The organism is Hymenobacter sp. BT730 (assembly GCF_030542105.1).
Taxonomy (GTDB): Bacteria; Bacteroidota; Bacteroidia; order Cytophagales; family Hymenobacteraceae; genus Hymenobacter.
On sequence record NZ_JAUOFB010000001.1, the window covers coordinates 217,533 to 242,945 of the forward strand.

A 25,413-nucleotide genomic window follows, 5' to 3' on the forward strand; every position below is an offset into this window, starting at 1 on the left:
ATTATGGATTGGTGCGGGTTCTAAGAGGAAAAACCTGATTATTCTGTAATTGATACTGTTCGTTGCTTTCCGGGCAAACGGCTACACCTTCCGCATTAAAATACAGCCGGTGCCCTTGCATGCTCATCCAACCATGCTGACGGGCCGGGTTGCCGTATACCAAGGCATAAGCCGGTACATCACGCGTAATTACGGACCCGGCTCCTACAAAGGCATATTCCCCCAGGCGCACACCACATACTATGGTGCTGTTGGCGCCTACACTCACGCCCCGTTCCAGCACAGTAGGCTGGTACTGGTCGCGGCGCGGCACTGCACTACGGGGATTCCGCACATTTGTGAAAACGACCGATGGGCCCAGAAAGACATCATCGGCGCAGGTTACGCCAGAGTACAGGGAAACGTTGTTCTGAACTTTCACATTCTGCCCCAGCACAACCCCAGGCGCAATCATTACATTTTGCCCAATGCTACAGCCGGCTCCCAACTGACAGTCAGTCATTAAATGAGAGAAATGCCAGATGCGGCAGCCTTTGCCAATGCGGCAGCCTTCATCCAGAACGGCAGTCGGGTGAGCAAAGTACAAGACAGCGTCGGGCATTCCGGCAGCGGGTAGTTCAAACAGCAGATCAGAGCCGGCAAAGGTAGGGCTTTTATCAGTTTCTTGAATTGAGAGGTGAGCGTTACCGCCTTATGGAATTATTCTCGGCGGCCGGGCCAGGTGGCGCGTACCATCCGGTCCTTCCCAAATATGTCGGCTACGGCGGCTACGGCTTCATATCCCAGGTCCGCTAACAAGCTGCTTAGTGCTGAAGCGTACTGCTCGTTAATTTCAAAATACAACGCCCCACCGGTTTGTAGCATCTCTCTTCCTACCTCTGCAATGCGCCGATAGAAGAGCAGCGGATCATGGTCTGGGACGAATAAGGCAGTGGCGGGCTCATAGTCCAGCACATTGCGCCGCATCAGGGGCCGCTCATTTTCCAGTACGTAGGGTGGATTGCTCACCAGCACCTGCAGGGAGTGTGGGGCAATGCCTGATGGCAGGGCCTGGAGAATATCTACCTGCTGAAACTCTATGGGGCAGCTATACTTGTCTGCATTACGCCGAGCCACTGCCAGGGCACTTGCCGAAATATCAACCGCTATTGCGCGCTGGGGATGTAGCGCCCGGCACAAGGCCAGCACAATACACCCACTGCCCGTGCCAATATCCAGCAGCACTAAGCCAGTATGCCGCGCCGGCTGCTCCTGCACAATCAGCTGGACGAGTTCTTCGGTTTCCGGGCGAGGAATGAGCGTGGCGGGTGTTACTTCCAGTTCCATATCCATAAAGTGCGCAATGCCCAGCACGTACTGAACCGGCTCGTGTTGCAGCAACCGGTGCTGAATGGCCAATATCTGCTGCTCTATTTCAGGCAGCACTTCCTCCGAGGCTTTCATTCGTCGCTGCAATGGCGAAAGGCCTAGCATCTGCTCCAGCACCAGACTAGCTATAGCCGCCGCTTCCGTTTCCGGGTAGAGCCCCTGCAGGCTGGCGGCAAGTGATACGGTCAGTTCGCGTATAGTCATAGTGTGGGGAGCATAGGCCAAGAAAGGATGGCACGGAGCCGGGCCTCGGTGGGGTTTCGTACCTTCGGCCACACAAAGCTACGCTCCCATCCCGGCTATGACTGCTGTTGACGACCTCATGATGCGCCGCGCCCTTGACCTAGCGCGGCTTGGCACCGGCTATACCCGTCCTAATCCCTTGGTTGGCTGCGTCATTACGCATCAGGGACGTATTATTGGGGAAGGCTGGCACCGACAATACGGGGGCCCGCACGCCGAGGTCAATGCCCTTGAATCGGTATCAGAGCCAGCTTTGCTGCCGCATAGCCGTGTGTATGTCACTCTGGAGCCCTGCTCCCACCACGGCAAAACGCCGCCCTGTGCCGATTTGCTCATTGCGAAAGGAATTCCTGAAGTTGTGGTCTGCAACCTCGACCCAAACCCATTGGTAGCGGGCAGCGGTTTGGCTAAGCTACGCGCTGCTGGCGTACAGGTAGAAACCGGGGTGCTGGAAGCGGAAGGGCGCTGGCTGAACCGGCGCTTTTTCACCTTTCAGGAGCAAAAGCGGCCGTACATTGTTTTAAAATGGGCTGAAACTGCCGATGGCTTCCTTTCCGGACGGTTTTACCAACCCGTGCAAATCAGCGGTAATCTGGCCCGTATGGCGGTGCATCAGTGGCGCGGCGAGGAGCACGCCATTCTGGTAGGCACGCGCACGGCCCTGCACGACAATCCGCAGCTAAACGTGCGCGAATGGCCGGGCCCCGCCCCTATTCGCATTGTTATCGATAAAAACCTGAGCCTGCCGCCCACCCATCATCTCTTCGATGGCAGCCAGCCGACACTGGTGTACACCTATCGGCAGCGCGCTACTACAGGTAATCTGGGCTATGTAAAGCTGTCGGAGGCTGATGACTTGTTTCCTCAGATCATGGACAACCTCTACCGGCGTAACGTACAGTCCGTGCTGGTGGAGGGTGGGCCTACGGTACTCAATACGCTACTGGCAGATGGGCTTTGGGATGAAATAAGGGTATTACGTAGTGTAAACCACCTAGGCGCTGGGGTGGCAGCGCCCCGCCTGGGCCTGATGGGGCTACACGAGCAGTTTCCCCTTGGTTCTGACCAGGTGTACGTATATCTGAAAAACGACGGCTACTGATGGGCGCATAGGCCCTGGGCCGCCCACGTTACTTTTGTGTGCCCACCCCTATTCCCGAACCTCGACCTGCTTTTCCCTGTTACGCGTCTTTCTTATCGTACTCCTTACCCATGGCTGAAGAACTTCTGCTTGATACCACGCTCAGCAAAGCCGAGCAATACCGCCAGCTCCTTCCGCAAATTGAAGCCCTGACTACCGGCGAGCCGGACCTGGTTGCCAACCTGGCCAATACCGTGGCTGCCCTGCGGCAGGCTTTTGGATTTTTCTGGGTGGGTTTTTATCTGGTGAAAGAGGATGCGCTGGTTCTCGGACCATTTCAGGGGCCCATTGCCTGCACCCGCATCCGACGCGGCAAGGGCGTATGCGGTGCCAGCTGGGACCAGGCCAAAACCATCTTAGTACCCGATGTGGAGCAGTTTCCCGGCCACATTGCCTGCAGCTCCGATTCCAAATCAGAGATTGTGGTACCCGTGCTGAAAGATGGTCAAGTGGTAGCGGTACTGGATGTAGACAGTGACCAGCTCGCCGATTTTGATGCTGATGACCAGCACGCGCTGGAACACCTGATGCTGACGGCGGCCCGCTGGTTTTAGCAAACGAATTTAGGCTAAAGCCCGTTGTTTTTTCAGGTTTCCAGACCTTTGAAACAGACCGCCGGATTATCTGGTAAATTCAGTCTGTTTTTCACCCGGTATCCCTCTCTCCCACCCATGAAAAAGACCTTTTATCCGCTCGGCGACTGGCGTCGCAATCTACTGCTGGTAGCTGCCGCCGCCAGTTTAGGCCTTACAGCACTGCCCAGCTGTTCCTCCGATAACCGTGCTGGAGAGGAAACGGCTTCCGGCGACTGGAGCGGCGAAACATACAGCCAGGGCGTGATTACCGAAATGACCGAAGTGCAGCCGGGCGAGTGGAAAATCACGGCCGAACGGCCTGCGGGCAAGGAAGAGGTAGCGGCTATCCTGCATCATTTTGATGGCAAAGTAGATACTCTCCAAGGACAGGCGCTGCAAAAGCAAATGCAGGACTACAGCCGCCAAAATCCCGAAAACCGGGTAGGCAGCACCGGCATGATGGACGTGCTGATGTGGAGTGGCATCGGCTACATGGCCGGCCGCTTCCTGACGCCGAACCCCGGCTACTACGCCAACCCCGGCGTGATGCAAAACAACATGGGCTGGCGCCAGAATATTGCCCGCGAGCGGGAAACCCAAGGTCGTGGCTTTTTCGGCCGGGGCTTTTCAGGCAGCCGCAGTTCCCGCTCGGCTGGCATTCAGGAAAGCCGCACCTTTTCACGGGGCGCTTACCGTAGCACGGCGCCGCGAATGGGCCGCAGCAGCGGCTTTGGCAGCCGTGGTTATGGTGGAGGCTTTGGGGGCTGATACTTTGCTCGCAGTACGCACCGTTCAACCTCCAGCCATTTTTTTTTGGGAAGGCGGGTTGCACGCCTGTGCCGTGTGCTTTCCATCTAACGCATTTATCAACCGCTGTATATGATTCGTTTGCTTCCTCTTTCCGGCGACGTTGCCCCGGCCATTCGTACGCTGGGCTGGGAATGGGCGGTAGAAGATGCCTGCGCTGCCTATGTTGCCCGCGAAGCGGTACAGTTGCCGGAAACGGAGGCCGAAGCGCTGCTGGAAGCGGCCGACACGCTCTACGAAATGCTGGTCCAGGCTATACCCGACCCCATTCCGGATGATTTGCTCCATTTGCTGGCTATTCCCACCAATTTGTGGGCAGCAGTGCGGCACTCCTGGAACGATGAGCGGCACTGGCACTTATATGGCCGCTTCGACCTGGCAGCTACGCCTGATGGCATTAAGCTACTGGAGTTCAACGCCGATACGGCCACCGGCATACCGGAAACTGCCGTAGTACAGTGGGCCAGCCTGGTAGCAGCCGGCCAGGCTGATGAAGAACGCCAGGCCAATGGGTTATTTGAAGGATTGCAGAGCCAGTTCACCGAGTGGCTGGCCCTCAATCCCGACCTCGACCATAACCTACTGCTGATACACCTTCCGGGTAGCGCTGAAGACGAAACCAACTGCGCGATTATAGCCGAGGCAGCTTTAGCAGCTGGCTTTGCCAGTGCCCACGTGTGTTCTGCCGATGCTATGCAGGTGTCGGTGGAGGGCGAAGAGCGGGGCGTATGGGCGCAGGTAGGCCCGGAACAATGGCAGCAGTTTGGCTTCCTGTTTAAGCTGGTGCCCTGGGAAATTCTGGCAGAGGAGGAGCCGGAATTGACGGCCGACCTGACCCAACTGCTGCTTTCCCGGGATGTTATCATTGCCAACCCAGCTTACACCTTGCTTTTCCAGAGCAAAGGCATTCTGGCCTGGCTCTGGCAGGTATTTCCACATCACCCACTGTTGCTGGAAGCTTCCCTGCAGCCGTTGACAGGGCATCATGTGCGTAAGCCGGTGCTGGGCCGAGAGGGGCAGAATGTAACCGAACTAAAGGCCGGAGGCCAGGAGGGCATAGCCATAGCCGGCGAGTTTTCTCAGCAACCAGCGGTTTACCAAGGCTGGGCCGAGCTACCCACAGATACCCAGGAACGGCGCTACCAGGCTGGCGTATTTTGGGCTGGAGAAGCCTGCGCGCTGGGCTTCCGGCGGGACGCCGCTTTCATCACTAATTTATCAGAGTTTGTGCCGCACGTACTGTTATAGTTTCCACCTAGAAATCAGTAACTAGCGAATAAACATATTCCCCAGGAACACCAACGGCCGCTCATACTTGGAGCGGCCGTTGGTGTTAGAATCAGAAAGAACTGAAGCCTCCGAAATTTAGAAGAGGCGGGGCGGGTTGGTTTTCAGCTGCGCAATAACTGTTTCGCCGCCTTTCACTTTATCCCCCATTTTCACTTTCATTTCGGTGTCTACCGGCACGAAAATATCCACGCGGGAGCCAAATTTGATGAAGCCGAATTCCTCGCCCTGCGTTACTTCGTCGCCTTCATTTACATACCATACAATGCGGCGGGCCATGGCGCCGGCAATCTGCCGGAACAGCACAAACGGCCCCGCATCCGACTCTACTACCACCGTGGTACGTTCGTTTTTGGTGCTGCTTTTGGGGTGCCAGGCCACCAGGTAGTTCCCCGGGTGGTAGCGGAAGTAGCGCACAATGCCCGAAATGGGGTTGCGGGTGATGTGCACGTTAATGGGCGACATGAAGATGCTGATCTGCTTGCGCGTATCGTCAAAATATTCCGGTTCGTGCACGTCCTCAATCACCACTACTTTGCCATCTACGGGAGAAACCAAAAAATCTTCGTGGGTAAGCAGGTTGCGAAACGGGCTGCGGAAGAATTGCAGCAGCAGCAGGAAGGCTACGACGGAAGCACCCGCGAATATTTTGTTGAACGTATCGTTGGCAGCATTTACCCGAAACAGCAGCAGGTTAACGGCCAGCAGAGCCAGCAGGGTAAAGAAAAGTATACGTCGTCCTTCTTTGTGAATCTTCATGGAATAACGGCAACGGTGGGGGCAGGCGATACGGGGCTTTAGCGGCCTGCCCGGTTCCGACAAACGGCCCACCTATGCGCCAGTGCGCCAGATGGGCCGTAAAATTCGGAAGAACTTTTGCTGCGGGAAAGCAGCAAAGGGCAATGCCCGGGCTTAGAAACCGCCGCGGTACTTATAGGTTTGAGCTACTTTATCAATGGCTACCACATACGCGGCAATGCGCATCGGGATGTTGTATTTCTGGCTGGTGGCATACACTTTTTCGAAGGCGTCGGACATAATCCGATCGGCCCGCTCGGTGACCATTTCCTCGGTCCACTTAAAGCCCTGACGGTTCTGTACCCACTCAAAGTAGGATACGGTTACGCCGCCGGAGTTAGCCAGAATGTCGGGCACCACCATAATGCCTTTCTCATTGATGATGGGATCAGCGGAAGCCGAAGTCGGTCCGTTGGCGCCTTCTACAATCAACTTGGCTTTAATGTCGTGGGCGTTATGCTCGGTAATAACGTCTTCTACGGCAGCTGGTACCAGCACATCTACGTCCGTGAGGAGCAGGTCGTCGGCGTTTTCCATCAGGGTAGCGCCGGTGAAGCCATCAAGGCGGCCTTTATGGGCGTTCTTATAAGCAATGGCTTCGTCGATGTTGATACCATTGTCGTTCCAGTAAGCACCGCTCACATCGGATACGCCTTTGATTTTCACGCCTTTCTCGCTCAGTAGCTTAGCGGCCCAGGAGCCTACGTTGCCGAAGCCCTGCACGGCGGCCGAAACCTGCGTGGGTTCCATGCCCAGCTTCTTCAGCGCCGCCAGGGCCGATACCATTACCCCACGGCCGGTAGCCTCAGTACGGCCCAGCGAGCCACCCATTACCAGCGGCTTGCCGGTCACCACGGCTGGCGAAGTAGCACCTACGGTCTTGCTGAACTCGTCCATCAGCCAGGCCATTTCGCGCGGGCCGGTACCCATATCGGGAGCCGGAATGTCACGGTCGGGGCCGAATACGTCTTTCAAAGCCAGCGTGTAGGCGCGGGTGAGGCGCTCAATTTCGCCGGGGCTCATGGTAGTTGGGTCGCAGATGATACCGCCTTTGGCACCGCCATAAGGAATATCAACCACGGCACACTTCCACGTCATCCAGGCCGCCAGGGCCTTTACTTCGTCGAGGTGCACGTTATTATCGTAGCGGATGCCGCCTTTGGAAGGGCCCAGAATGGTGTTGTGCACCACGCGGTAGCCTTCAAAAACGCGCACTTTGCCGTTGTCCATGGTTACGGGAATGTGCACGATAACCTGCTTATCGGGTGCTTTGAGCACATTATAAGTTTCGTCATCCAGACCCAGAATTTCCGTGGCCACGTTGAAGCGCGACATCATGGATTCCAGAGGGTTTTCGGCGTCGACGCGGGGGGCGGGTTCTTTGTACACCGTGGTGGCAGCCATACGAAGAGAAAAAAGTAAAAGTGGGTGGAAAATAACCGGCGCTAAACTGGCTGGTGGGCAGCGAGTATAGCGCAGGTGTGAATGGGTGGCCAAAGGTAGCAGGTTTATGCCATACGCAAGAAACCAAGCAGGGTACTTTCCTAGCCCAACAATACCAACAGTAGCAGGAGAACCGGCAGAATAAACAGAAAGGCATCGAACCGGTCGAGCAGGCCGCCGTGGCCGGGCAGAATGCGGCCCGAGTCTTTCACGCCCACGCTGCGCTTGAGCATGGACTCGGCCAAATCACCCAGTACGCCAAACACAGCTACTACCGCTGCAGCTATCAGGCGGTAGGCCAGTGGCAGTTCGGGCAGTAGATAACCCAGTGCCCAGCCAACAACCAGGGTAAGTAATGTGCCGCCCACCCAGCCTTCCCAGGTTTTGCCAGGCGAGATACTGGGAGCCAGCTTGTGCTTACCAAAGTTTTTGCCGGCGGCGTAGGCACCGGTATCAGCGGCCCAAACCAGTAGCAGCAAGGCTAGCACGCGGCGGTAGTCATAGCTGCCACCACTATAAGCTAGCGGCACCAGCAGTGTCATGGGCACGCTTACATAAAACAAGCCGGTAAGGTTTACGCCTACATTGGCGAAGGGCCGCTTGGAACGCGGCCAGATGATCATTTCGCGAACAATTAAGGCCAGCGGTAGCAGTAGTAAAAAGCTTAGCAACAAAGCCCGCAGCACAATACCCAGTTCCCCTGTAGCCGTAACCACCGCCCCCAGACTGTTCAGCGGCTGCCGGGCATCCACGCTCAGAAACAAGCCTGCCACGCCCATAAACAGCACCAAACTAGCCGCTATACCCAACAGTGCCGCCGGAGCATAGCCAGAGCGCTTCATCATGCGGTAAAACTCCCACAACATGCGGGCCTGCACCACGGCAAAGAACAGGGCAAACGTCCAGGCACTGTACCAGATACAGCCAATTAGTGCCGCCGCGCCTATGGCACCGTACAATACCCGCTGCCCCAGATTGGACATCGGTTTTTTGTCGTTGGAAGTATCGGGAGCGGAAGCAGGCGTAGAAATAGTCAAACGAAATCAGATTTTAAGAAGACAATATAATGGAAGCGGCCCGCCTTAGGTTATCCTGATGGCAATTGTTTTCCTGGGGTCGGCTCTATGCCATGGCCGGTGAGCGTATGCCCCGCTGGTGGCACAGTGCCCCCAATCTGCACCCCATCGTGGGAAAGGGTGTGCATTACCTTGGGGGCCAGGTCCTGGTTGAAATGCCGGTAGGCCAGCACCAACAGCCCACCGCTCAGCAGCGCCGATATCAGCATGGCCGGCCACGGCAGGGCATCGGTGGAATCAGGGTCAAAGCTGGTGGCCAGCGTCCCCCGCTGCTGCAGGTAGAGCAGCACCAGCTGCACAGCATTCTGGGTGAAGTGCGCCGCCATGGGCACCAGGATATTGCCCGACCACGCGTACAGGTAGCCCAGCACTACGCCCAGCACCATGCGTGGCACAAAGCCAAAGAACTGCAGGTGAATCGCACTAAAAATTATAGCCGATAGCCAAATGGCGGTGTGGTAAGAGCCAAACCAACGCGTGAGCTGGCGCTGCAGCACGCCCCGGAACACCAGTTCCTCGCTGATGGCCGGCACAACGGCAATAACCAGCAAGCCTATTAGCAGCCGGGTGCTGTTCTCAAACTGGGTAAGAAAACGGGTAAGATCCTGCGCCTGAGTTTCTTTGTCACGGGCCCACACCTCAAACTCGTGCAAAAAGCGGGGGAAGTGAATATCGGCGTTCCACTGCACCAGGCCCGACATGGCCGGCAGCATCACCACAATCAGCACCGCGCCCAGCAGCAGCCAACGGGCGGGCACCGGGTGCCGGGGGGCAAAATAGGCGCGCCAGCTCTGGCCCTGAATGCGGACCAGCGCCAAGGCCGCGCCCGCAAAGCCGCCCAACAGGAATATGCCCTGTGCCAGCATCATCATGGCCCAGCCTTGTGGGTGCCGGGCCGGATTTTGCATCACCTGCCCAAATTCCATGAGCCCAATGCCAAAAAGGGCCCCAGTCAGCAGCATGAGCACAAAGGAGGCCAGGCAAAAACACAAAAACATGAGGCCTACCAGCAGCAGCAAGGCCAGAATGGGGTGCAAACGGCTGGGGACGAAACCTTTCATGGGGGCGGGACAGTTGGAAGTGTCGTAAATTTGCGCAAAATCCCGTAATAGCTTACCCTGTGGTACACATCCGCGACCTTGCCCTGCCTGATTTCCCGCTTTTGCTCGCTCCCATGGAGGACGTTTCTGACCCGCCCTTCCGGGCCGTGTGCAAAGCCAATGGGGCTGATTTGATGTATACCGAGTTTATTTCTTCGGAAGGACTGATTCGGGATGCCGCCAAAAGCCGCAAAAAGCTCGACGTGTTCGACTACGAGCGGCCCATTGGGATTCAGCTCTTTGGCTCTGATGTAGATACCATGGGCGAGTGTGCCCGTATCAGCACCGTAGCCGGCCCCGACCTCATCGACATCAACTATGGCTGCCCGGTAAAGCAGGTAGCCTGCCGCGGCGCCGGCGCTGCCCTGCTGCGCGACATTCCCAAAATGGTGGATATGACGGCCGCCGTGGTGCGCAACACCCACCTGCCCGTGACGGTGAAAACCCGCCTGGGCTGGGACGACACCACCAAAAACGTGGAGGAAGTAGCCGAGCGCCTGCAGGATATCGGTATTGAGGCCCTCACCATTCACGGCCGTACCCGCGTGCAGATGTACAAAGGCGACGCTGACTGGCGCCTGATTGCAGCCATCAAAAACAACCCGCGCATCCGCATTCCCATCTTCGGCAACGGCGACATCGACTCGCCCCAGAAAGCGCTGGAGTACAAAAACCGCTACGGTGTAGATGGCATCATGATTGGCCGCGCCGCCATTGGCTACCCCTGGATTTTCCGGGAGGTGAAGCACTACGTGGCCACCGGCGAGCTGCTGGCCCCGCCCACCGTGGAGGAGCGCGTGAACATGTGCCGCATGCACTTCGAGAGAAGCATTGAGTGGAAAGGCTCCCGCGTGGGCATCTTCGAGATGCGCCGCCACTATGCCCAGTATTTCCGGGGCCTGGAAGGCGCTAAGCAGTGGCGCATGCGCCTGGTAGAAACCGACTCGCCGGAGGAAGTGCACAGCATTCTAAACGAAATTATTGCCGCGGAGCCTGTTATGGTGATGTAATCATTCGCTGCTATTCATTTCTTCTCTGTCATCCTGAGCTTGGCGAAGAACCTTCTCATGGCTAAACGACTAGTGTAACCACGACTCGTTTAACTGGCATAAGGTCCTTCGCCAAGCTCAGAATGACAGGATACCTTTTTGCCTTTCCGCCTACACCCTGATGCCCTCCTCCCCCGCCCCGGTCGTAACTACTGCTCCTGCCCCTCCCAGCGTTGCCTCGTCCCCACCTCACCGCATTCCGGCCTCCGCCTGGATTTTGCTGGTAGTGCTGGCCTGCATCTGGGGTACTTCGTTTATTCTGATGAAGAAGGGTTTGGTCGTGTTTTCGGCGTTGGAGCTGGGCGCTACCCGGGTTAGTGTGGCGGCATTGCTGCTACTGCCGTTTTCTTTGAAGCACATCGGCAGCATCGAGCGCAGCCGCTTTAAGTGGCTGCTGTTCAGCGGGGTGATTGGCACACTCATTCCTGCTTTCCTGTTTGCCTACGCCGAAACCAAGCTGGCCTCGGGGCTGGCCGGTGTGCTCAATGCGCTAACGGCCGTGTTCACGCTGCTCATGGGCGCTTTGTTTTTTGGGCAGCGCCTGACCAGCCTGCGGGTGCTGGGCATAGCACTGGGCCTTGTCGGCACCGTGGTGCTGATGCTGCTGGGCGGCAGCGGCGGGGAATCTACGCCCGCCGGTGAAGGCAATGCCTGGTACGGGCTGTACATTGTGCTGGCTACGGCGGGCTACGGCGTGAGCCTCAACATCATCAAGCACCACTTTCAAGGCATTCCCTCCGTCGCCGTTACCGGAGTGCTCCTGCTTCTGATTGGCGGTCCGGCACTGGTCTTTCTGCTGCTGGGCACCGATTTCCTGCACAAGCTGACTACCGTACCGGGCGCCTGGACAGCTTTCGGCTACATTGTGCTGCTGGCTACTATGAGCACCGCCATTGCCATGGTGCTGTTCAACAAGCTTATTCACAGCTCTACAGCGCTGTTTGCGGCCTCCAATACCTACATTGTGCCCATTGTGGCGCTGGGCTGGGGCCTGCTGGATGGCGAGGCGTTTAACCTGTGGCACGTACTGGGCATGGTGATTATTCTGCTCAGCGTATTCATTATTCACCGGGCTCGGTAAGCTGTAAAGCGTGCGCTACTGGGCAAGATCTTACCCGGGCCAGAGGCCCGCTATACTACCCTAGCCGCCAAGCGCATATCCAATTCCGGCAAGCTGACATAGCACCGCTTTTCTACATAAGAAGTAGTGAACAGCTGACCGGCCGGCTGCGGCATAATCCCAGCGCGCGTTAGGGTATCCAGCAGATCCTCCTCGGTGTCTTTGCGCCAGCGCACCCAGGCGGAGGCAAAGCAGCGCCAGAACTGCCAGCCGGCCCGCTCCAGCACGCGCTGCCGCCGCAGGTCGTCCTGCCACCGGTCAGGGCCGTGATACTGGTCGCCGTCGCACTCCACGGCCAGGCGCCGGTCGTTTTCGCCTTCTACTACTAGGTCGAGGCGGTAGTGGCCCACGCGCACTTGTGGCTGCACGCGGTAGCCGCGTGCCGTGAGCATATCGTACACTTCCTGCTCAAACGGCGACTCGCACAGTTCCCGCAGGTTACTTATGCGCTGCTCGTCCTGGGCGTACGGGGAGGTGAAATGCGCTAATAGGCCGCGGCGCAGCTGGTCAGCGGCGCTCAGGTCTTCCAACTCGATACTGCGCACCAGATACATCCGGTCGCGGGCCCGGGAGGCGGCCACGTTAAAGCGGCGGGCATCCTCGGTCTGCCCCAGGGCCGTGGCCTGCCCCGGCGCCACTACCATGGAAAGGAACATAATATCCCGCTCCTTGCCCTGGAAGGTGTGCGCATTGCCGCAGGCCAGTTGGTGCCGCAACATGGTTTCCAGCCCAATTTCTTGCTCCAGCATCTCCCAAATAAGCTTCGCCTGCTTATCAGCCAGCAACGATACCACGCCGATGCTGCGCTGCTGCATGGCCGGATCCTGGGTCAGCCGATGGATTTCCTCTACAATAAAGCGGGCTTCAGCTGGATTTATATCTCCCTGCCGAACTCCATCTTCCACCACTACGTCCACTAAAGGCGGATCCAGCCGCTCGGAGGCGGTAGGCAGGCGCAAAGGCCGGAGGCTATGATGGTAGAACTCCCTTTTGGAGTATTCGATAATGGGCCCTACACTCCGAAAATGCTCTTGCAGCGGCACCTGCGAATCGGAGAAAACTACCTGAAACAGCTGGTAAATAGAATGGCTGGGCGAAAGCTGCGGCCGGTAGAGCGCCGGCTGCGTAGCCAGAAAGCGGCTCATCAGCTCATTCTCCTTTTCTTCCGTCAGCCCGCTGCGGCCGGGGCCCACCTGCTTATCATCGCCTACAATCAGGATTTTCCGGGCCCGTAATAAAGCCGGCAAAGCCAGCAGATTCGACTGCGAGGCCTCATCCACAATCACCAGATCAAACGCCCCCAGCTCCGCCGGCAACGACTCCGACACCCGGTAGTGCGGCATAATCCAGCACGGAATGGCCGAATTAGCCACCTGCGCGGCCTCCCGCGCTGCCTGCCGGTACTTACCGGCGCTCTTGCCGGTGCCCTTCCCCACCCGGGTAATGGCGCTCCGGTAGGCCTGCAGCGCGCTACGCACTAACGGCGTAGCCTTAAGGGCCAGCTGCAGCCAGGTTTTTTGGGTGATGATGTCCTGATAGTTGCGGGCTAATGCCGCTTCCATTTCTACCCGCTCCGTGGCCAGCTGTTTCATTTCAGCCCGCTGATCCAGTCTCGACAGGTAGCGTGAGAGCCGCCGTAGCCGCCACCGCACCGGCCAGTCGGTGGGCAGCAGCTCGTCGAGGGGGCCGTTGGCTGGCTCACGCTGCAGCCGGGCCGCCCAGCACGGCGCACCGGAGGCGGCTATTTGCGCCGTGATGCTCGTTACCGTAGTCAGTTCGTTTTGCAGGGCATGGATGCGCCGCAGCTCCTGGGTGAGCGTGCCCCATTGGGTCTGCAGAGTGGCGTCCGTCACCGCTGGGTTGCCCAGGCTATTGGCCACAAACTGCCGCAGTTCTTCGCTGACGGGGCCGGTGGTGCCGTGCAGGGCCCGCTCATATCGCTCCTGCACGGCCCAGGTCGTTTCCAGCTGCAGGCGGTCCTGGTGTAGGTGTAATATTCTCTGAGCGTCTTCGAGGGACCCCACTTTTCCGGCTGGGGCCAAAGTGGGCAACAAGCGTTGCAGCGTTATTTTCAGGGCATCTTCCAGCTGCTGCGCATCGCGCACCAACTCGTATTCTTCGTACTGCTGAAAGGCTTCCGTGGCAGCGGCTATAGGTTGGTGTGAAGCCAAAACCGGCAAGCTTAACTCTGGAGCCAAAGCATTCCAGCGGGCCGCTAATGCCCGCAGGGTCCTCAGCACCTGCAGGTAGTTGCCCACGTAAGCCCAATCAGTGGCCGTGGATGGAGCAGTTGCTAATACCCTAATTTCAGCCAGTTGCTGCTTTTGCGCGGCTTTGCCAAACCAGCGGGCCAGCCCGAAGGGACGCTGCCCCTGCGCCTGTGCCTGGATTGCCTCTATCAACTCCTCATTTAGCTCTATTCCGGCGGGCACACTAACCGGTCGGGACAGGAACTGCTGCCTGGCCTGCAGGGCAGTTCGCAATTCTGCTCCCAGCGCTTCCAGCAGTGCGTATAGCGGCTTTTTTCGGCCTTGCTTTAGCTGTTCTTGCTGACTGATGCCCCAGGCTATAGCAGCGACTTGTTGTTGCTGCTCCTGTACATCAGCAAGTAGAGTTAGCGCGGCGGCCAGCTGGTCCGGCAGATCGGGAAGCGCGGCCAGCGCCGGTACCTGCCCGAGGGCTACCGCCTTTTGCAGCTCGGTAGCCCGACTGAGCTGTTGGTGCGTGAGCAACAGCTCACGAATATCCGGCAGTACTTCCAGCACAGGCAATTGGGCCGTGCGGTATACCAGGTCTGCCTGCAGGGTGTGGCGAGCAGTGCGCAAGGCATTGATATCTACCTCCGTGAACTGTGGGGCATTAGCTGGGCTTGTTTCCAGGTCGTCTTCCAGCCAATCGGCTAAGTCGGCGCTTTGCACTACTTCCCGGGCAATGTCTCTTGCCGCCAGTATTTCTCCGTCCAGATCCAGCGGCTGCAGGTTTTGCTGACCCCATTGGGTTACGAGCCGGTCGATGGACGCCAGCCGGGCGTGGCAGGCATCTAGCTGCGTAGCCAGCTGCTCAATCTGCCGGGTAGTAGCGGCGGGGTCAAGGCGCTGCACTTCCTCGCCGATGCGCTGAATGGCGTACTCAAACTGCTGCATGCCCTCCCGCTCGCTGGTGAGCAGACTAATAGCCAGAGGGCGCACCGCTGCCGGCAGCTTATCACGCAGCACGGCCAGGGCCGGGTCCTTCATGGACGTGACCAGCACCCGTTTGCCCAAAGCCAGATAGTGACAGATGACGTTGGCAATGGTGTGGGTTTTGCCGGTGCCGGGCGGGCCCTGCACTACTACGCCGGGCGCGTGTTCCAGCATCTGAATAATGCGCACCTGCTCCTCATTAAACGGCAGCGGGAAATACAGTTCTTGCAGCGGTGAATTCGGGTTTCCGGTGCTACCTCCTACCATCGATAAGCCCCGGAAGGCCGGCAGTGGGTGGTTGGCGTGGTAGGCAGCCGGTTCCCGCACCAGCGCGGCGGCCGCCTCTGGCAGTCCGTGTGGCGCTTGCTCCACTTGCGTACGCAGGGCTTCCAGATCCTGCAAAAAAGTATTGCTGGTGCGTGGGCGGGCAAACAGCACCCAAGTATCGGTTATCTGAAGCGCCGCTGTGGCGCCGGGTAATAAGCGGGCCTGGTTTTTATCGAACAAGAAATGGCCTTGCTCATCCAAAAAGCCCGCTGCCAGCTCTAGTATGGGTTGGTAGGTAGCCGGCTCATATGGGGACAGGTAGGGGTTTTCGGCGAGCAGGGGACGGCTGCCCCGCTCCAACTCAGCTACGCCGCCCACATTTTGCGCCGCATATATCTCCACCTCCAGACGGGTTACCACGTCCCGGGGGCGTATTTCCAGCGCCATGGACTGCGGATGGAGCGTCAGCTCTACCAGGCGGGTGAGCAGCGGGTGGCACACGGCAGTGCCGTTCAGCTGCCACACTGCCACGCCCACGCCCCACACTAGTTCCAGGGGGGAGTCGGTGAGGCCACCATCCAGCTGCTGTTTGAGGGTATATAGCCGGGAGTACCAGGCCATGGTACGGCGGCGCTGGTTTTCTTCCAGCGCCCACGGCTGCCACTGCTGCCGGATATACTGCTCCAATGCCACTGCCAGGCTGGGTAGCTGGGCCAGGGTGCTGGTTTCAATCGGGGCCAGGGGGTCGTAGGCGGGTTGCTGCGGGGCAGCCTCTGGCAGCAAACCCAAGCGGCGCAAGGTGCTGGCAGGCAGCGCACGGCGTAGCTCCGGCCGACTGCCGGGGTCGTTCGTGAAGTCAATCAGCGTGGCGAGGGGTTCCTCCAGAATGGGCGGCGCGGGCCGCTCCCGCAGCCGCTCAATGCGCAGCCATACCTCTTCTTCTGCTTCCGGGGAGTTGGCGGCTAAATTCAGCTCCACGCCGGGCAGGCCGCTTAGCTGGGCTTCCAGGGCATGAAAATACGGCTGACGGGTCACGTCGGCCGCTGGCGCAGACCGCAACCGCACGGTTTCCTGGATATAGGCGAGCAGGGCCAGCAGCCGCTCTTGCTCCACTGATAACATAGCAGAAACTATTCTGACAAGGAAAGTGGCCCGATGCGGCGGCCATTAGACCGGCACATCGGGCCACTTTTATTCTATTTAAACCAACGGCCGGGGCGCCTAGCGCACAGCCAGCGCCGGCTGGTTCAGCTTGCTGTTTTTGTAGCTGTAGCCAAAGTAAATCACCAGCCCAATGATCAGCCAGCCGAAGAACAGCATCCAGTTGCCAATGCCCAGCTGCGTCATCAGATACAGGTTGGTGAGCAGGCCCAGCACGGGCAGCAGCGAGAGGTTTCGGGTGAACGAAGCCCAGGCCAGCCCTACGCAGAAAAACAGGAAGACCAGCATCGGAATCTGATGGCGGAATAGCTCGTACTGGCCGCTGGTTACTGCGCTCCAGAACTCGTTGATGGCGGTGCGGTTGTAGTTGAGCAGTAGCACGCCAATCACCATGAGAATGAGCGGCACGAGGTAGCGGCCGTTTACGTACGGCACTTTAAAGCGCGCCTTGGAAGTGCCGTGGGGGTCGATGATGAGAATACCGCCGCACACCAGCGCAAAGGCGAACAGGGTGCCAATGCTGGTCAGGTCAATCACCAGATCCATGTTCAGCAGCAGGGCCGGTACGCCCACAAAGAAGCCCGTTACAATGGTGGAGAACGAAGGCGTGTGAAACTTAGGGTGCACTTTGGCAAACACCTTCGGCAGCAGACCGTCGCGGCTCATCGTCAGCCAGATACGGGGCTGACCAATCTGAAACACCAGCAGCACCGAGGTCATGGCAAATACCGCCGATACGGCTACCACGCCCGCCAGCCAATCAAGACCCACCCGCTCAAACACGAACGACAATGGGTCGCCGACGCCCAGCTCTTTGTAGCTGACCATGCCGGTTAGGACCAGCGTGATAATCACATATAACACCGTGCAGATGATGAGGGCATAGATCATGGCCCGGGGCAGGTCGCGCTGCGGGTTGTTGCATTCCTCTGCCGTGGTACTGATGGCATCAAAGCCGATATAAGCGAAGAAAACGGCTGAAACACCCTTCAGCACGCCACCTACGCCATTGGGGGCAAAGGGGCTCCAGTTGGCCGTATCAACGTAAAAAGCGCCCACTGCAATAACAATCAGCACGACCACCAACTTCAACAACACCAGCAGGTTAGAAGCGGTTTTGGATTCCTTGATACCAATGTACACCAGCGCTGTGACCAGCACGGTAATCATAAAGGCGGGAAGGTCGCAGACCAGTTTCAGGTCGCCAAACAGGGCCGGGGCGCTGTTCCACACCTTGTAGGCGTCCATTTGTGCCGGCGAAGCCCCGGCCAGCGGCCTGCCGGCCTGCATCAGGGCGAGTACCTCGTGGTAGCCTTTGTAGGCACTTTGCGTGCCCATGGTGAGATAAGCCGGAATATGCAACCCAATGCCATCCATCAGACCGGTAAAATAATCGGACCAGGAAATGGCCACTACGATGTTACCCACGGCATATTCCATAATCAGCGCCCAACCAATAATCCAGGCGGCCAGCTCGCCGAAGGAGGCGTAGGCGTAGGTATAGGCCGAGCCGCTGACGGGAATGGTAGCGGCAAACTGCGCGTAGCACAAGGCGGAAAAGGCGCAGGCAATGGCCGTGAACACAAACAGCAAGGAAACGGCCGGCCCCCCATCGTGGGAGGCGTTGCCGATGGTGCTGAATATACCTGCCCCGATGACGGCCGCAATACCCAGGGCCGTGAGGTCGCGCACGGTGAGGTGGCGGGCCAGGCCGCCTTCTACCGCGCCAATATGCGGCTCAGCGTCGGCGGGTGGGTTGTGGAGGATGTCGGCAATGTTCTTGCGCCGGAACAGGCTGGTAGAGCGGGTGGTTGGCAGTGGTGCAGACAAGGGAGTAAATAGTTTTAGGGGCCAAAAGATACAGAATAATGCGGCGCGGCGGCATCTATTGGCCCGGTAGCATGCCGGAAAGATAATTTGGGATACTTCTGCGGTGGGTATGCAATGCACCCGCTTTTAGCATCCTGCAAGCGAAACCCGTTCTTCGCCGCCCATGCACCGCCGTTCCTTCACGCTCTCCATCCCGCAGCCCTGCTCCGAAAACTGGGCCGCCATGACGCCCGCTGGTCAAGGCCGGCACTGCGCCGCTTGTGATAAGGTGGTGGTGGATTTTACCCGGATGACGGATGCGGAGGTGGTGGCGTGGCTACAGAAACAGAGCAGGGGAAGCTGCGGGCGGGTTCGGGCTGACCAGTTAGCGCGGCCGATTTTCGCGCCTGATTATTCCTCGCCGTGGCGAAAGTGGCTAGCGGCAGTTATGGTTGCCTTGGGTCTTGGGAAGTTAATGCTAGGGAATGCGCAGGCACAAACGGCGGTTTCACATCTAACTCAATACCGGGCATCAGAAATAAGCGAAGACTCCGCTTCTATTGTATCGGCGTCTGACGAGAACTTAACTACCAGCAGATACATATTACGGGGCATTGTTGTGGACTCTATCTCCCATCAGCCTTTACCCGGCGCCACAATTTTACTACGGGGCACTAATGTTGGTGTATACACTGGGCCCGATGGTAGGTTTGAACTCTACCTTCGGCCTGTAGATGCTCAACGGCCTCCTATTGTCAGTGTAAGTACCATTGGCTTTCAGAGCCATCGGTTTATACCTGTTGATCTTGCGCAGGATTATCGAATTGAGCTGACTCCTGACAATCGGCTTTTAAGAGAAACTGTGATTATTGCTGGCGGGATATCCATCGTTCATCCTATATACACGCCACGCGGCCTCTGGCTGCGACTCTCCCGTCCTTTCCGCCGCTAGCCATCGGCAACCCGCAAACCTTTTGCCCACCAAATTCCTTTTCCCGGGGTATGAAGAATTTGCTGCTCGCTACCCTCCTGCTTTTCACCTTTACTACCGGCTGCGCCCTCAAGCCCACCAACAAGCATGATGTGTTTGAGGAACGCGCCCAGCTGCCCCAGGAAGAAGCCGTACACCCGCGCAACTCTCTGGAATGGTGGTATTTCACGGGACACCTAAAGGATAAAGTAACGGGCGAGGTATTTGGGGTGGAGTACGTATTCTTCCACTTCAATCTCAGCGGCAAGAAAGACTGGCAGATGGTGAACTTCGCCATTACCGACCCCGCCACCCAGCAGTTCCGCTACGATTATAAGCTGGAAAACCTCCCCGATTTATTACCGGCCACCTTGCCGCTGGCGCTTTCCATGGAAAAGCAAAACCAGCGCTGGACGCTCAGTGGCCAGGAAGGCATTTACCGCCTGCAGGCGCGCATGGCCGCCCACGAGGGCATGGCTATTGATCTGAGCACTACTCCTACTAAACCGGTGCTCCTGCACGGCGGCACGGGTTACGAGAACTATGGCAACGTGGCGAAAGCCGGCTACTACAGCTATCCGCGCCTAGCTACCACGGGCACGCTAGAGGTAAACGGAAAGCGGCACGAGGTAGAAGGCGAACTGTGGTACGACCGGCAGTGGAACTGCAACTCCGTCACCAACCCCAACATTGGCTGGGACTGGTTTAGCGTGCAACTCAATGAGCCCCGTGAGGAAATTATGGCCTACCACCTCTACGAGAAACAAACCGGCCGCGCCATTGATGGCGGCTCGCACTTTGGGCCGCAAGGTCAGAATACCCACCTCGCCGCCGAAGATTTTCACCTCGAAACCACTGCCTGGTGGACCAGCCCCAGCTCCGGCAACCGCTACCCCACCCGCTGGCGCCTCCAAATCCCCAGCCAGGGCTACGACCTCACCATTGAGCCGCTAGTACCCGACCAAGAATTGGTCCTGCGCCTTTTCACAGCCGTGAAGCTACCCTATTGGGAAGGTATGTGCCGCGTCACCGGCACCCACCACGGCAAGCCAGTTACAGGCAATAGCTACGTGGAAATCACCAACCGGAAGGAAGTTAAAAACAAGAAAGCGGCACCCGCCAACACCACTGCCAAAGAAGCTATTCCAACCGCTGTACCGGCGGGCAGTTCAGGCAAGTAGATATATGTACTCTGTCATCCTGAGCCTGCGAAGGACCTTATCATGCTTGAACAAGTCGTTATTACGCTAATCGTTCAATTAGCATAAGGTCCTTCGCTGAGTTCAGGATGACAGTTCTTTTTTTACTAATAACCGGTAACCGGCAGCTATTCCCCGTTCAAAATCACCCGGAACGTAGTACCCCGTCCTACCTCGCTCCATTTCACGAAGAGGCGGCCTTTGTGGTAATTCTCAATAATGCGCTTAGCCAGCGCTAACCCCAAGCCCCAACCGCGCTTTTTGGTGGTGAAGCCTGGCAGGAAAACCCGGTCTATCTTGCTCTTGGGAATGCCTTTGCCGGTATCCGTAATATCAATGGCAATCTGGGACTTGTTCCGGGCCGGGCGGCGCAGATGAATGGTAATGCTGCCGCGCCCGTCCATGGCATCAATGGCGTTTTTGCAGATATTTTCGATTACCCAGTCAAACAGCGGCACATTCACCTGGGCGGGCGTGTCGGTGGGCAGGTCCGTGCGGATTTCGAAGGTTACTTTCTTCGATACCCGGCTTTGCAGGTAGGCAATGGCGTTTTGCGTGACGCGCAGGATGTTCTCATCCTTTAGAATCGGTACTGAGCCAATATTGCTGAAGCGCTCCGTAATGATTTCCAGGCGGCGCACATCCTTACCCAGCTCGTCTACAATGGGCTCGTTCTTAAACTTCTCGCTCTCCTTCAGATATGTGTGCCAGGCCATGAGGCTACTGAGCGGCGTGCCTAGCTGGTGGGCAGTTTCCTTGGCCAGGCCCACCCACACGCGGTTTTGCTCGGCCCGGCGCGAGTAGCTGAAGGTGAAGTAGGCAATAACGCTCAGGCAGCCAATTACGGCCAGCTGCACCAGCGGGTAGGTGCGCAGCTGAGCCAGCAGCACGGAGTCTTTATAATAGATGTAGTTGCGCAGCCCCGCGCCCAGCTCCACCACAATGGGCGGGTGCTGGCTTTTCATAATCTGGATTTCGCGCTGCAACAGCGCTAGGCGCTGCGCCTCACTCAGCCGCTTGGGCACATCCATATTCTTGGCATCCAGCGGGTAGCCGTTGCCATCGGTAAAGATGATGGGAATGGTCTTGTTGGCGTTGATGATTTCCTCGAACACGAAATTGGTGTTCGAGTCCACCTCGGAGTTGATGATAAACCGCTGAGCCTTGGCGTAGAGGTCTATCTGCTGCTGCTCCCGCTCGGAAAGGCGCTGCACCAGCAGGTTGGTGTACACAACAGTGGCCCCCGCCACGAGCAGCGCCACGGCTACAATGGCAAGCTTGATGCGGGATTTCTGGTCGTAGATGGGGAGAACGGGAAGCACAGGGAATATCAAAAGGGCTTAAAGCCAACTAGGGGGCTTTGTCGTATGGTACGAAAGTACGGGCTTCGCTGACTTGGCCGCTTTTCCAGGGGCCAAGCCACTCAACGTACCTACCTCACATAATGATGTGAAAACCGGCTGGTGAAAAGATGATTTTAGTCACCCGCCCGGAACAAAATGCCCTGTATTGCGCTTTTTAAGCATTGTTTTAGGTGTGCCAGGCAACGCTTATGAAGTAGTAGCTAGTATCCTAACCGATTGCACCGTAATTTTGCCTCCTACAATACGCACTAGCACCTGCTATGCTCCACCCGTTCAAGGCCATTAGTCTTTCCTTCAAAAAAGCCCCGCTGGAAATTCGGGAGCTGATTTCGTTGGATGAGGCTGCCTGCCGCCGCTTTCTACACACCCTGCACCACGACCTGGGCCTTTCCGACCTGCTCGTGCTGAGTACCTGCAACCGGACTGAGGTATACTACGCCGCCGACCGTGACCAGAGCCCCGCTATTATTGAGGCGCTGGGCCAGCTGAAAGGCATTGCCGATAGCACACCCTACTACCCTTATTTCGACCTGCTCAATACCTATGAGGAGGCCGTACAGCATCTCTTTGAGGTGTCGATGGGCCTGGATGCCCAGGTAGTAGGCGACCTGCAAATCAGCAACCAGGTCAAAATGGCCTATCAGTGGTCGGCTGATGAAGACGCCGCCGGGCCCTTCCTGCACCGCGTGCTGCACACCGTATTCTTCACCAACAAGCGCGTGCAGCAGGAAACCTCCTTCCGCGACGGCGCGGCCTCTACTTCCTACGCGGCCCTGGAACTAGTAGAAGAGCTGACCACCGACGTGGCTAACCCGCGCGTGCTGGTCGTTGGCCTGGGCGAGATTGGCGCCGATGTGTGCCGCCACCTCGGCGACAGCAAGCTCTTCACCGACGTGACTATCTGCAACCGCACCCGCAGCAAAGCCGAAGCGCTGGCCGAGGAGTGCGGCGTGAAAGTGCTGGACTTCGAAAACCTGGTAGAAGGCCTGAAGGAAGCTGACGTTATTATCTCCTCCATTGCCCGCGACGAGCCCTTCTTTACCCGCGACATGGTAGAGCGGCTGGATGTGCTCAGCTACAAATTCTTTATCGATCTGTCCGTACCGCGCAGCATTGAGGCCGAGGTAGAAAACGTGCCCGGCGTGTTGGTCTATAATATCGATGCTATTCACAGCAAGGCCAGCGCCGCCCTGGAGCAGCGCCTGGCGGCTGTGCCGCACGTGCGCGCCATCATTGCCGAAAGCATTGCCGGCCTCTCCGATTGGACGAAGGAAATGATGGTGTCCCCCATTATTCAGCGCATGAAAGCGGGCCTGGAGCAACTGCGCCAGGAAGAGATGGACCGCATCCAGAAGAAGGTATCGGCCGAAGAAGCCAAGCGCCTCGACGACATTACCCGCTCCCTGATGCAGAAAGTGCTGAAGCAGCGTGTCCTGCAGTTAAAAGCAGTATGCCGCCGCGACGACGCTGAGCAGCTCATCGATGTGCTGACCGAAATGTTTGATCTGGAAAAGCAGCCTACGGCTTCGTAAGCCAGCTATTCCAGCCCTAAAAACAATGCCCCGCTTCCGGTTAAACCAGAAGCGGGGCATTGTTTTTCACAAAAGACAAAGGCACCAGTAGTGCCTTTATCCTACTTCTTGCTGAAGTAGAAGCGTCTCAGAAAACTACAGCGTATCGCAGCAGTCTTCAAGAGAATCAATCACGTCCAATAATTTGGGGATTGACAGGGAGTAGTAGATTTTGGTGCCCACCTTGAAAGAGGACAAAATGCCCCGATCCTTGAGCGTAATAAGGTGTTGAGAAGCTATAGCCTGCGGTAAATCCAGATTACGGTAGATTTCCGTGACAGTCATCTTTTCTTCCTTACCCAGCAGATCGACGATGGCCAGGCGCTTGGGGTGAGCCAGCACCTTCAGCATCGCAGCAGCCTTATCTACCTTCTTCGATTCGACGCGAGAAAGCAATGGTTTCATAAACAAGTACAAAAATGAACGACGGGAGGAGCGAAGTATGGCTAATACGCTATACACCTAGTGCAAAGTTCCTACAGTAACGAAAGTGGCCGGTAAAAAGATTTGTAGAATTTAATTTTTGTTGTGCTTTTTCAGGTATCGATTGTCTTCCTAAAAGACAATAACAGCAAGAATCGGGCTAGCTCGCCTCTGGCTGCTTACCTTTGCCGAAATATTATTTTCCCCACCCACCCTAAATAGAGTATGCGCGACCTGCTGGCAAAGTTTGAGAACAAGCGTCCGGAAATCGTTTTTGAATGGAAAGATGCGGAAACCGAGGCCGAGGGCTGGGTAGTAATCAACTCCTTACGGGGCGGCGCCGCCGGTGGGGGCACGCGCATGCGTAAAGGCCTGGACAAGCGTGAAGTAGAAAGTCTGGCCAAAACCATGGAGGTGAAATTCACCGTCTCAGGCCCGGCCATTGGCGGCGCTAAGTCCGGCATCAACTTCGACCCGCAGGATCCGCGCAAGCGCGGCGTGCTGGAGCGCTGGTATCGCGCCGTTATTCCGCTGCTGAAAAGCTACTACGGCACCGGCGGCGACCTGAACGTGGACGAAATCCATGACGTAATTCCAATAACGGAGGACTATGGCCTGTGGCACCCACAAGAAGGGATTGTTAATGGCCACTACCGCGCCACCGAGCCCCAGAAAATTCAGAAAATTGGCCAGCTGCGCCAGGGCGTAGTGAAAGTGGTAGAAGATGAGAAATTCACTCCTGACCGTGCCCGCCGTTACACCATAGCTGACCTGATTACGGGCTACGGCGTAGCCGAGGCCGTGCGCCACTACTATGAGTTGTGGGGCGGCGGGTTGCAAGGCAAGCGCGCTATCATCCAGGGTTGGGGTAATGTGGGCGCGGCGGCCGCGTACTACCTCTCCCAGCAGGGCGTGCGCGTCACCGGCATTATTGACCGCAGTGGTGGTTTGCTGCGCGAAGAAGGCTTTTCCTTTGAGGAAGTGCGGGACCTGTTCCTGCGCCGTGAGAACAACACCCTGGTGGCCGATGATCTGCTGAGCTTTGAGGAAGTGAACCGCCGGATCTGGACCTCGGGCGCGGAGATTTTCATTCCAGCCGCAGCTTCCCGTCTGGTGACCAGCACGCAGATAGAGCAACTAACCGGCGCCGGGCTGGAGGTTATCAGCTGTGGAGCCAACGTGCCTTTCCAGGACCCCGAAATCTTCTTTGGCGCCACCGGCGAGTACGCCGACCAGCATGTATCCGTCATCCCCGATTTTATTGCCAACTGCGGCATGGCCCGGGTTTTCGCCTACCTGATGGAAACCAACGTGGAAATCACCGACGAAGCCATTTTCGGCGACACATCCCGCATTATCCGCTCGGCGCTGGCCCGCACCCGGCAGCAGGGCAACCAGCGCACGGGTATTGCCATGAAATCATTCGAGCTGGCTCTGCGCCAGTTGGTATAACCAGGCAG

Annotated in this window: 20 protein-coding genes; 10 read left to right on the forward strand and 10 right to left on the reverse strand. The window is 57.5% G+C overall.

Annotated features, from left to right (window positions below; all coding sequences use genetic code 11):
- Nucleotide 1: 1 nt before the first annotated feature.
- Both Q4G72_RS00895 and prmC read right to left on the reverse strand, forming a co-directional pair.
- Nucleotides 2-601, reverse strand: coding sequence for an acyltransferase (locus Q4G72_RS00895; RefSeq protein WP_303309557.1), 600 nt, complete (start codon nt 599-601; stop codon nt 2-4).
- A 98-nt stretch (nt 602-699) separates the two neighbouring features.
- Complete coding sequence (prmC, locus tag Q4G72_RS00900; RefSeq protein ID WP_303309558.1) at nt 700-1,572, reverse strand: peptide chain release factor N(5)-glutamine methyltransferase; 873 nt, start codon at nt 1,570-1,572, stop codon at nt 700-702.
- Nucleotides 1,573-1,669: 97 nt separating this feature from the next.
- Between prmC and ribD the strand changes: the two genes are divergently transcribed.
- The 4 genes from ribD (at nt 1,670) to Q4G72_RS00920 (ending at nt 5,382) form a co-directional block, all read left to right on the forward strand.
- On the forward strand, nt 1,670-2,713 hold the full coding sequence (ribD, locus tag Q4G72_RS00905; RefSeq protein ID WP_303309559.1) for a bifunctional diaminohydroxyphosphoribosylaminopyrimidine deaminase/5-amino-6-(5-phosphoribosylamino)uracil reductase RibD: 1,044 nt from the start codon (nt 1,670-1,672) through the stop codon (nt 2,711-2,713).
- A gap of 110 nt (nt 2,714-2,823) precedes the next feature.
- Nucleotides 2,824-3,306 carry a free L-methionine (R)-S-oxide reductase MsrC gene (gene msrC / locus Q4G72_RS00910; protein ID WP_303309560.1) on the forward strand — a complete coding sequence of 161 codons (483 nt, stop codon included), beginning with the start codon at nt 2,824-2,826 and terminating at the stop codon, nt 3,304-3,306.
- Nucleotides 3,307-3,423: 117 nt separating this feature from the next.
- The gene (locus Q4G72_RS00915; RefSeq protein WP_303309561.1) at nt 3,424-4,095 is read left to right on the forward strand and encodes a Cj0371 family chemotaxis-regulating polar lipoprotein; all 672 of its coding nucleotides are present in this window, start codon (nt 3,424-3,426) and stop codon (nt 4,093-4,095) included.
- A gap of 111 nt (nt 4,096-4,206) precedes the next feature.
- The gene (locus tag Q4G72_RS00920) at nt 4,207-5,382 is read left to right on the forward strand and encodes a glutathionylspermidine synthase family protein (protein WP_303309562.1); all 1,176 of its coding nucleotides are present in this window, start codon (nt 4,207-4,209) and stop codon (nt 5,380-5,382) included.
- A 117-nt stretch (nt 5,383-5,499) separates the two neighbouring features.
- On the opposite strand, the gene Q4G72_RS00925 is transcribed toward Q4G72_RS00920, so the two are convergent.
- The 4 genes from Q4G72_RS00925 to Q4G72_RS00940 all read right to left on the reverse strand — a co-directional run bounded on the left by Q4G72_RS00925 (nt 5,500) and on the right by Q4G72_RS00940 (nt 9,799).
- Complete coding sequence (locus tag Q4G72_RS00925; protein WP_303309563.1) at nt 5,500-6,180, reverse strand: phosphatidylserine decarboxylase family protein; 681 nt, start codon at nt 6,178-6,180, stop codon at nt 5,500-5,502.
- A 153-nt stretch (nt 6,181-6,333) separates the two neighbouring features.
- Entirely contained in the window at nt 6,334-7,623 is a 1,290-nt protein-coding gene (locus Q4G72_RS00930; RefSeq protein ID WP_303309564.1) for a Glu/Leu/Phe/Val family dehydrogenase, read from the reverse strand.
- A gap of 140 nt (nt 7,624-7,763) precedes the next feature.
- Nucleotides 7,764-8,699, reverse strand: coding sequence for a phosphatidate cytidylyltransferase (locus Q4G72_RS00935; protein ID WP_303309565.1), 936 nt, complete (start codon nt 8,697-8,699; stop codon nt 7,764-7,766).
- Nucleotides 8,700-8,749: 50 nt separating this feature from the next.
- Entirely contained in the window at nt 8,750-9,799 is a 1,050-nt protein-coding gene (locus Q4G72_RS00940) for a CPBP family intramembrane glutamic endopeptidase (protein ID WP_303309566.1), read from the reverse strand.
- A 59-nt stretch (nt 9,800-9,858) separates the two neighbouring features.
- Between Q4G72_RS00940 and dusB the strand changes: the two genes are divergently transcribed.
- Both dusB and Q4G72_RS00950 read left to right on the forward strand, forming a co-directional pair.
- Nucleotides 9,859-10,848, forward strand: a complete 990-nt coding sequence (dusB, locus tag Q4G72_RS00945; protein WP_303309567.1) for a tRNA dihydrouridine synthase DusB — start codon at nt 9,859-9,861, stop codon at nt 10,846-10,848.
- A 160-nt stretch (nt 10,849-11,008) separates the two neighbouring features.
- Nucleotides 11,009-11,968 carry a DMT family transporter gene (locus Q4G72_RS00950; protein ID WP_303309568.1) on the forward strand — a complete coding sequence of 320 codons (960 nt, stop codon included), beginning with the start codon at nt 11,009-11,011 and terminating at the stop codon, nt 11,966-11,968.
- Between the two features lie 50 nt (nt 11,969-12,018).
- Here Q4G72_RS00950 and Q4G72_RS00955 read toward each other — a convergent pair whose 3' ends face one another.
- Nucleotides 12,019-16,578, reverse strand: a complete 4,560-nt coding sequence (locus Q4G72_RS00955) for a PDDEXK-like endonuclease domain-containing protein (RefSeq protein ID WP_303309569.1) — start codon at nt 16,576-16,578, stop codon at nt 12,019-12,021.
- Between the two features lie 99 nt (nt 16,579-16,677).
- Entirely contained in the window at nt 16,678-18,447 is a 1,770-nt protein-coding gene (locus Q4G72_RS00960; protein ID WP_502213664.1) for an amino acid permease, read from the reverse strand.
- Nucleotides 18,448-18,901: 454 nt separating this feature from the next.
- On the opposite strand from Q4G72_RS00960, the gene Q4G72_RS17865 reads away from it, so the two are divergent.
- Both Q4G72_RS17865 and Q4G72_RS00965 read left to right on the forward strand, forming a co-directional pair.
- Entirely contained in the window at nt 18,902-19,378 is a 477-nt protein-coding gene (locus Q4G72_RS17865; protein ID WP_368408969.1) for a carboxypeptidase-like regulatory domain-containing protein, read from the forward strand.
- Between the two features lie 50 nt (nt 19,379-19,428).
- On the forward strand, nt 19,429-20,577 hold the full coding sequence (locus Q4G72_RS00965; RefSeq protein ID WP_303309570.1) for a lipocalin-like domain-containing protein: 1,149 nt from the start codon (nt 19,429-19,431) through the stop codon (nt 20,575-20,577).
- 146 nt (nt 20,578-20,723) lie between these two features.
- Here Q4G72_RS00965 and Q4G72_RS00970 read toward each other — a convergent pair whose 3' ends face one another.
- The gene (locus Q4G72_RS00970) at nt 20,724-21,917 is read right to left on the reverse strand and encodes an ATP-binding protein (protein ID WP_303309571.1); all 1,194 of its coding nucleotides are present in this window, start codon (nt 21,915-21,917) and stop codon (nt 20,724-20,726) included.
- Between the two features lie 302 nt (nt 21,918-22,219).
- On the opposite strand from Q4G72_RS00970, the gene hemA reads away from it, so the two are divergent.
- On the forward strand, nt 22,220-23,491 hold the full coding sequence (hemA, locus tag Q4G72_RS00975; RefSeq protein WP_303309572.1) for a glutamyl-tRNA reductase: 1,272 nt from the start codon (nt 22,220-22,222) through the stop codon (nt 23,489-23,491).
- A 135-nt stretch (nt 23,492-23,626) separates the two neighbouring features.
- Here the strand turns inward: hemA and Q4G72_RS00980 are convergent, their stop codons facing one another.
- Nucleotides 23,627-23,935: an ArsR/SmtB family transcription factor gene (locus tag Q4G72_RS00980; RefSeq protein WP_044516101.1), complete on the reverse strand. Its 309-nt coding sequence runs from the start codon at nt 23,933-23,935 to the stop codon at nt 23,627-23,629.
- A gap of 243 nt (nt 23,936-24,178) precedes the next feature.
- On the opposite strand from Q4G72_RS00980, the gene Q4G72_RS00985 reads away from it, so the two are divergent.
- The gene (locus tag Q4G72_RS00985; RefSeq protein ID WP_303309573.1) at nt 24,179-25,405 is read left to right on the forward strand and encodes a Glu/Leu/Phe/Val dehydrogenase dimerization domain-containing protein; all 1,227 of its coding nucleotides are present in this window, start codon (nt 24,179-24,181) and stop codon (nt 25,403-25,405) included.
- Nucleotides 25,406-25,413: the final 8 nt, after the last annotated feature.

What these genes read in the sequence shown, in the direction of transcription:
- Q4G72_RS00980 (WP_044516101.1), bottom strand. Translation starts at nt 23,935, where the DNA reads ATGAAACCATTGCTTTCTCGCGTCGAATCGAAGAAGGTAGATAAGGCT.
- Q4G72_RS17865 (WP_368408969.1), top strand. Translation starts at nt 18,902, where the DNA reads ATGCTAGGGAATGCGCAGGCACAAACGGCGGTTTCACATCTAACTCAA.
- Q4G72_RS00925 (WP_303309563.1), bottom strand. Translation starts at nt 6,180, where the DNA reads ATGAAGATTCACAAAGAAGGACGACGTATACTTTTCTTTACCCTGCTG.
- Q4G72_RS00895 (WP_303309557.1), bottom strand. Translation starts at nt 601, where the DNA reads ATGCCCGACGCTGTCTTGTACTTTGCTCACCCGACTGCCGTTCTGGAT.
- Q4G72_RS00955 (WP_303309569.1), bottom strand. Translation starts at nt 16,578, where the DNA reads ATGTTATCAGTGGAGCAAGAGCGGCTGCTGGCCCTGCTCGCCTATATC.
- Q4G72_RS00940 (WP_303309566.1), bottom strand. Translation starts at nt 9,799, where the DNA reads ATGAAAGGTTTCGTCCCCAGCCGTTTGCACCCCATTCTGGCCTTGCTG.
- Q4G72_RS00965 (WP_303309570.1), top strand. Translation starts at nt 19,429, where the DNA reads ATGAAGAATTTGCTGCTCGCTACCCTCCTGCTTTTCACCTTTACTACC.
- Q4G72_RS00920 (WP_303309562.1), top strand. Translation starts at nt 4,207, where the DNA reads ATGATTCGTTTGCTTCCTCTTTCCGGCGACGTTGCCCCGGCCATTCGT.
- ribD (WP_303309559.1), top strand. Translation starts at nt 1,670, where the DNA reads ATGACTGCTGTTGACGACCTCATGATGCGCCGCGCCCTTGACCTAGCG.
- Q4G72_RS00915 (WP_303309561.1), top strand. Translation starts at nt 3,424, where the DNA reads ATGAAAAAGACCTTTTATCCGCTCGGCGACTGGCGTCGCAATCTACTG.
- Q4G72_RS00985 (WP_303309573.1), top strand. Translation starts at nt 24,179, where the DNA reads ATGCGCGACCTGCTGGCAAAGTTTGAGAACAAGCGTCCGGAAATCGTT.
- prmC (WP_303309558.1), bottom strand. Translation starts at nt 1,572, where the DNA reads ATGACTATACGCGAACTGACCGTATCACTTGCCGCCAGCCTGCAGGGG.
- Q4G72_RS00930 (WP_303309564.1), bottom strand. Translation starts at nt 7,623, where the DNA reads ATGGCTGCCACCACGGTGTACAAAGAACCCGCCCCCCGCGTCGACGCC.
- hemA (WP_303309572.1), top strand. Translation starts at nt 22,220, where the DNA reads ATGCTCCACCCGTTCAAGGCCATTAGTCTTTCCTTCAAAAAAGCCCCG.
- Q4G72_RS00950 (WP_303309568.1), top strand. Translation starts at nt 11,009, where the DNA reads ATGCCCTCCTCCCCCGCCCCGGTCGTAACTACTGCTCCTGCCCCTCCC.
- msrC (WP_303309560.1), top strand. Translation starts at nt 2,824, where the DNA reads ATGGCTGAAGAACTTCTGCTTGATACCACGCTCAGCAAAGCCGAGCAA.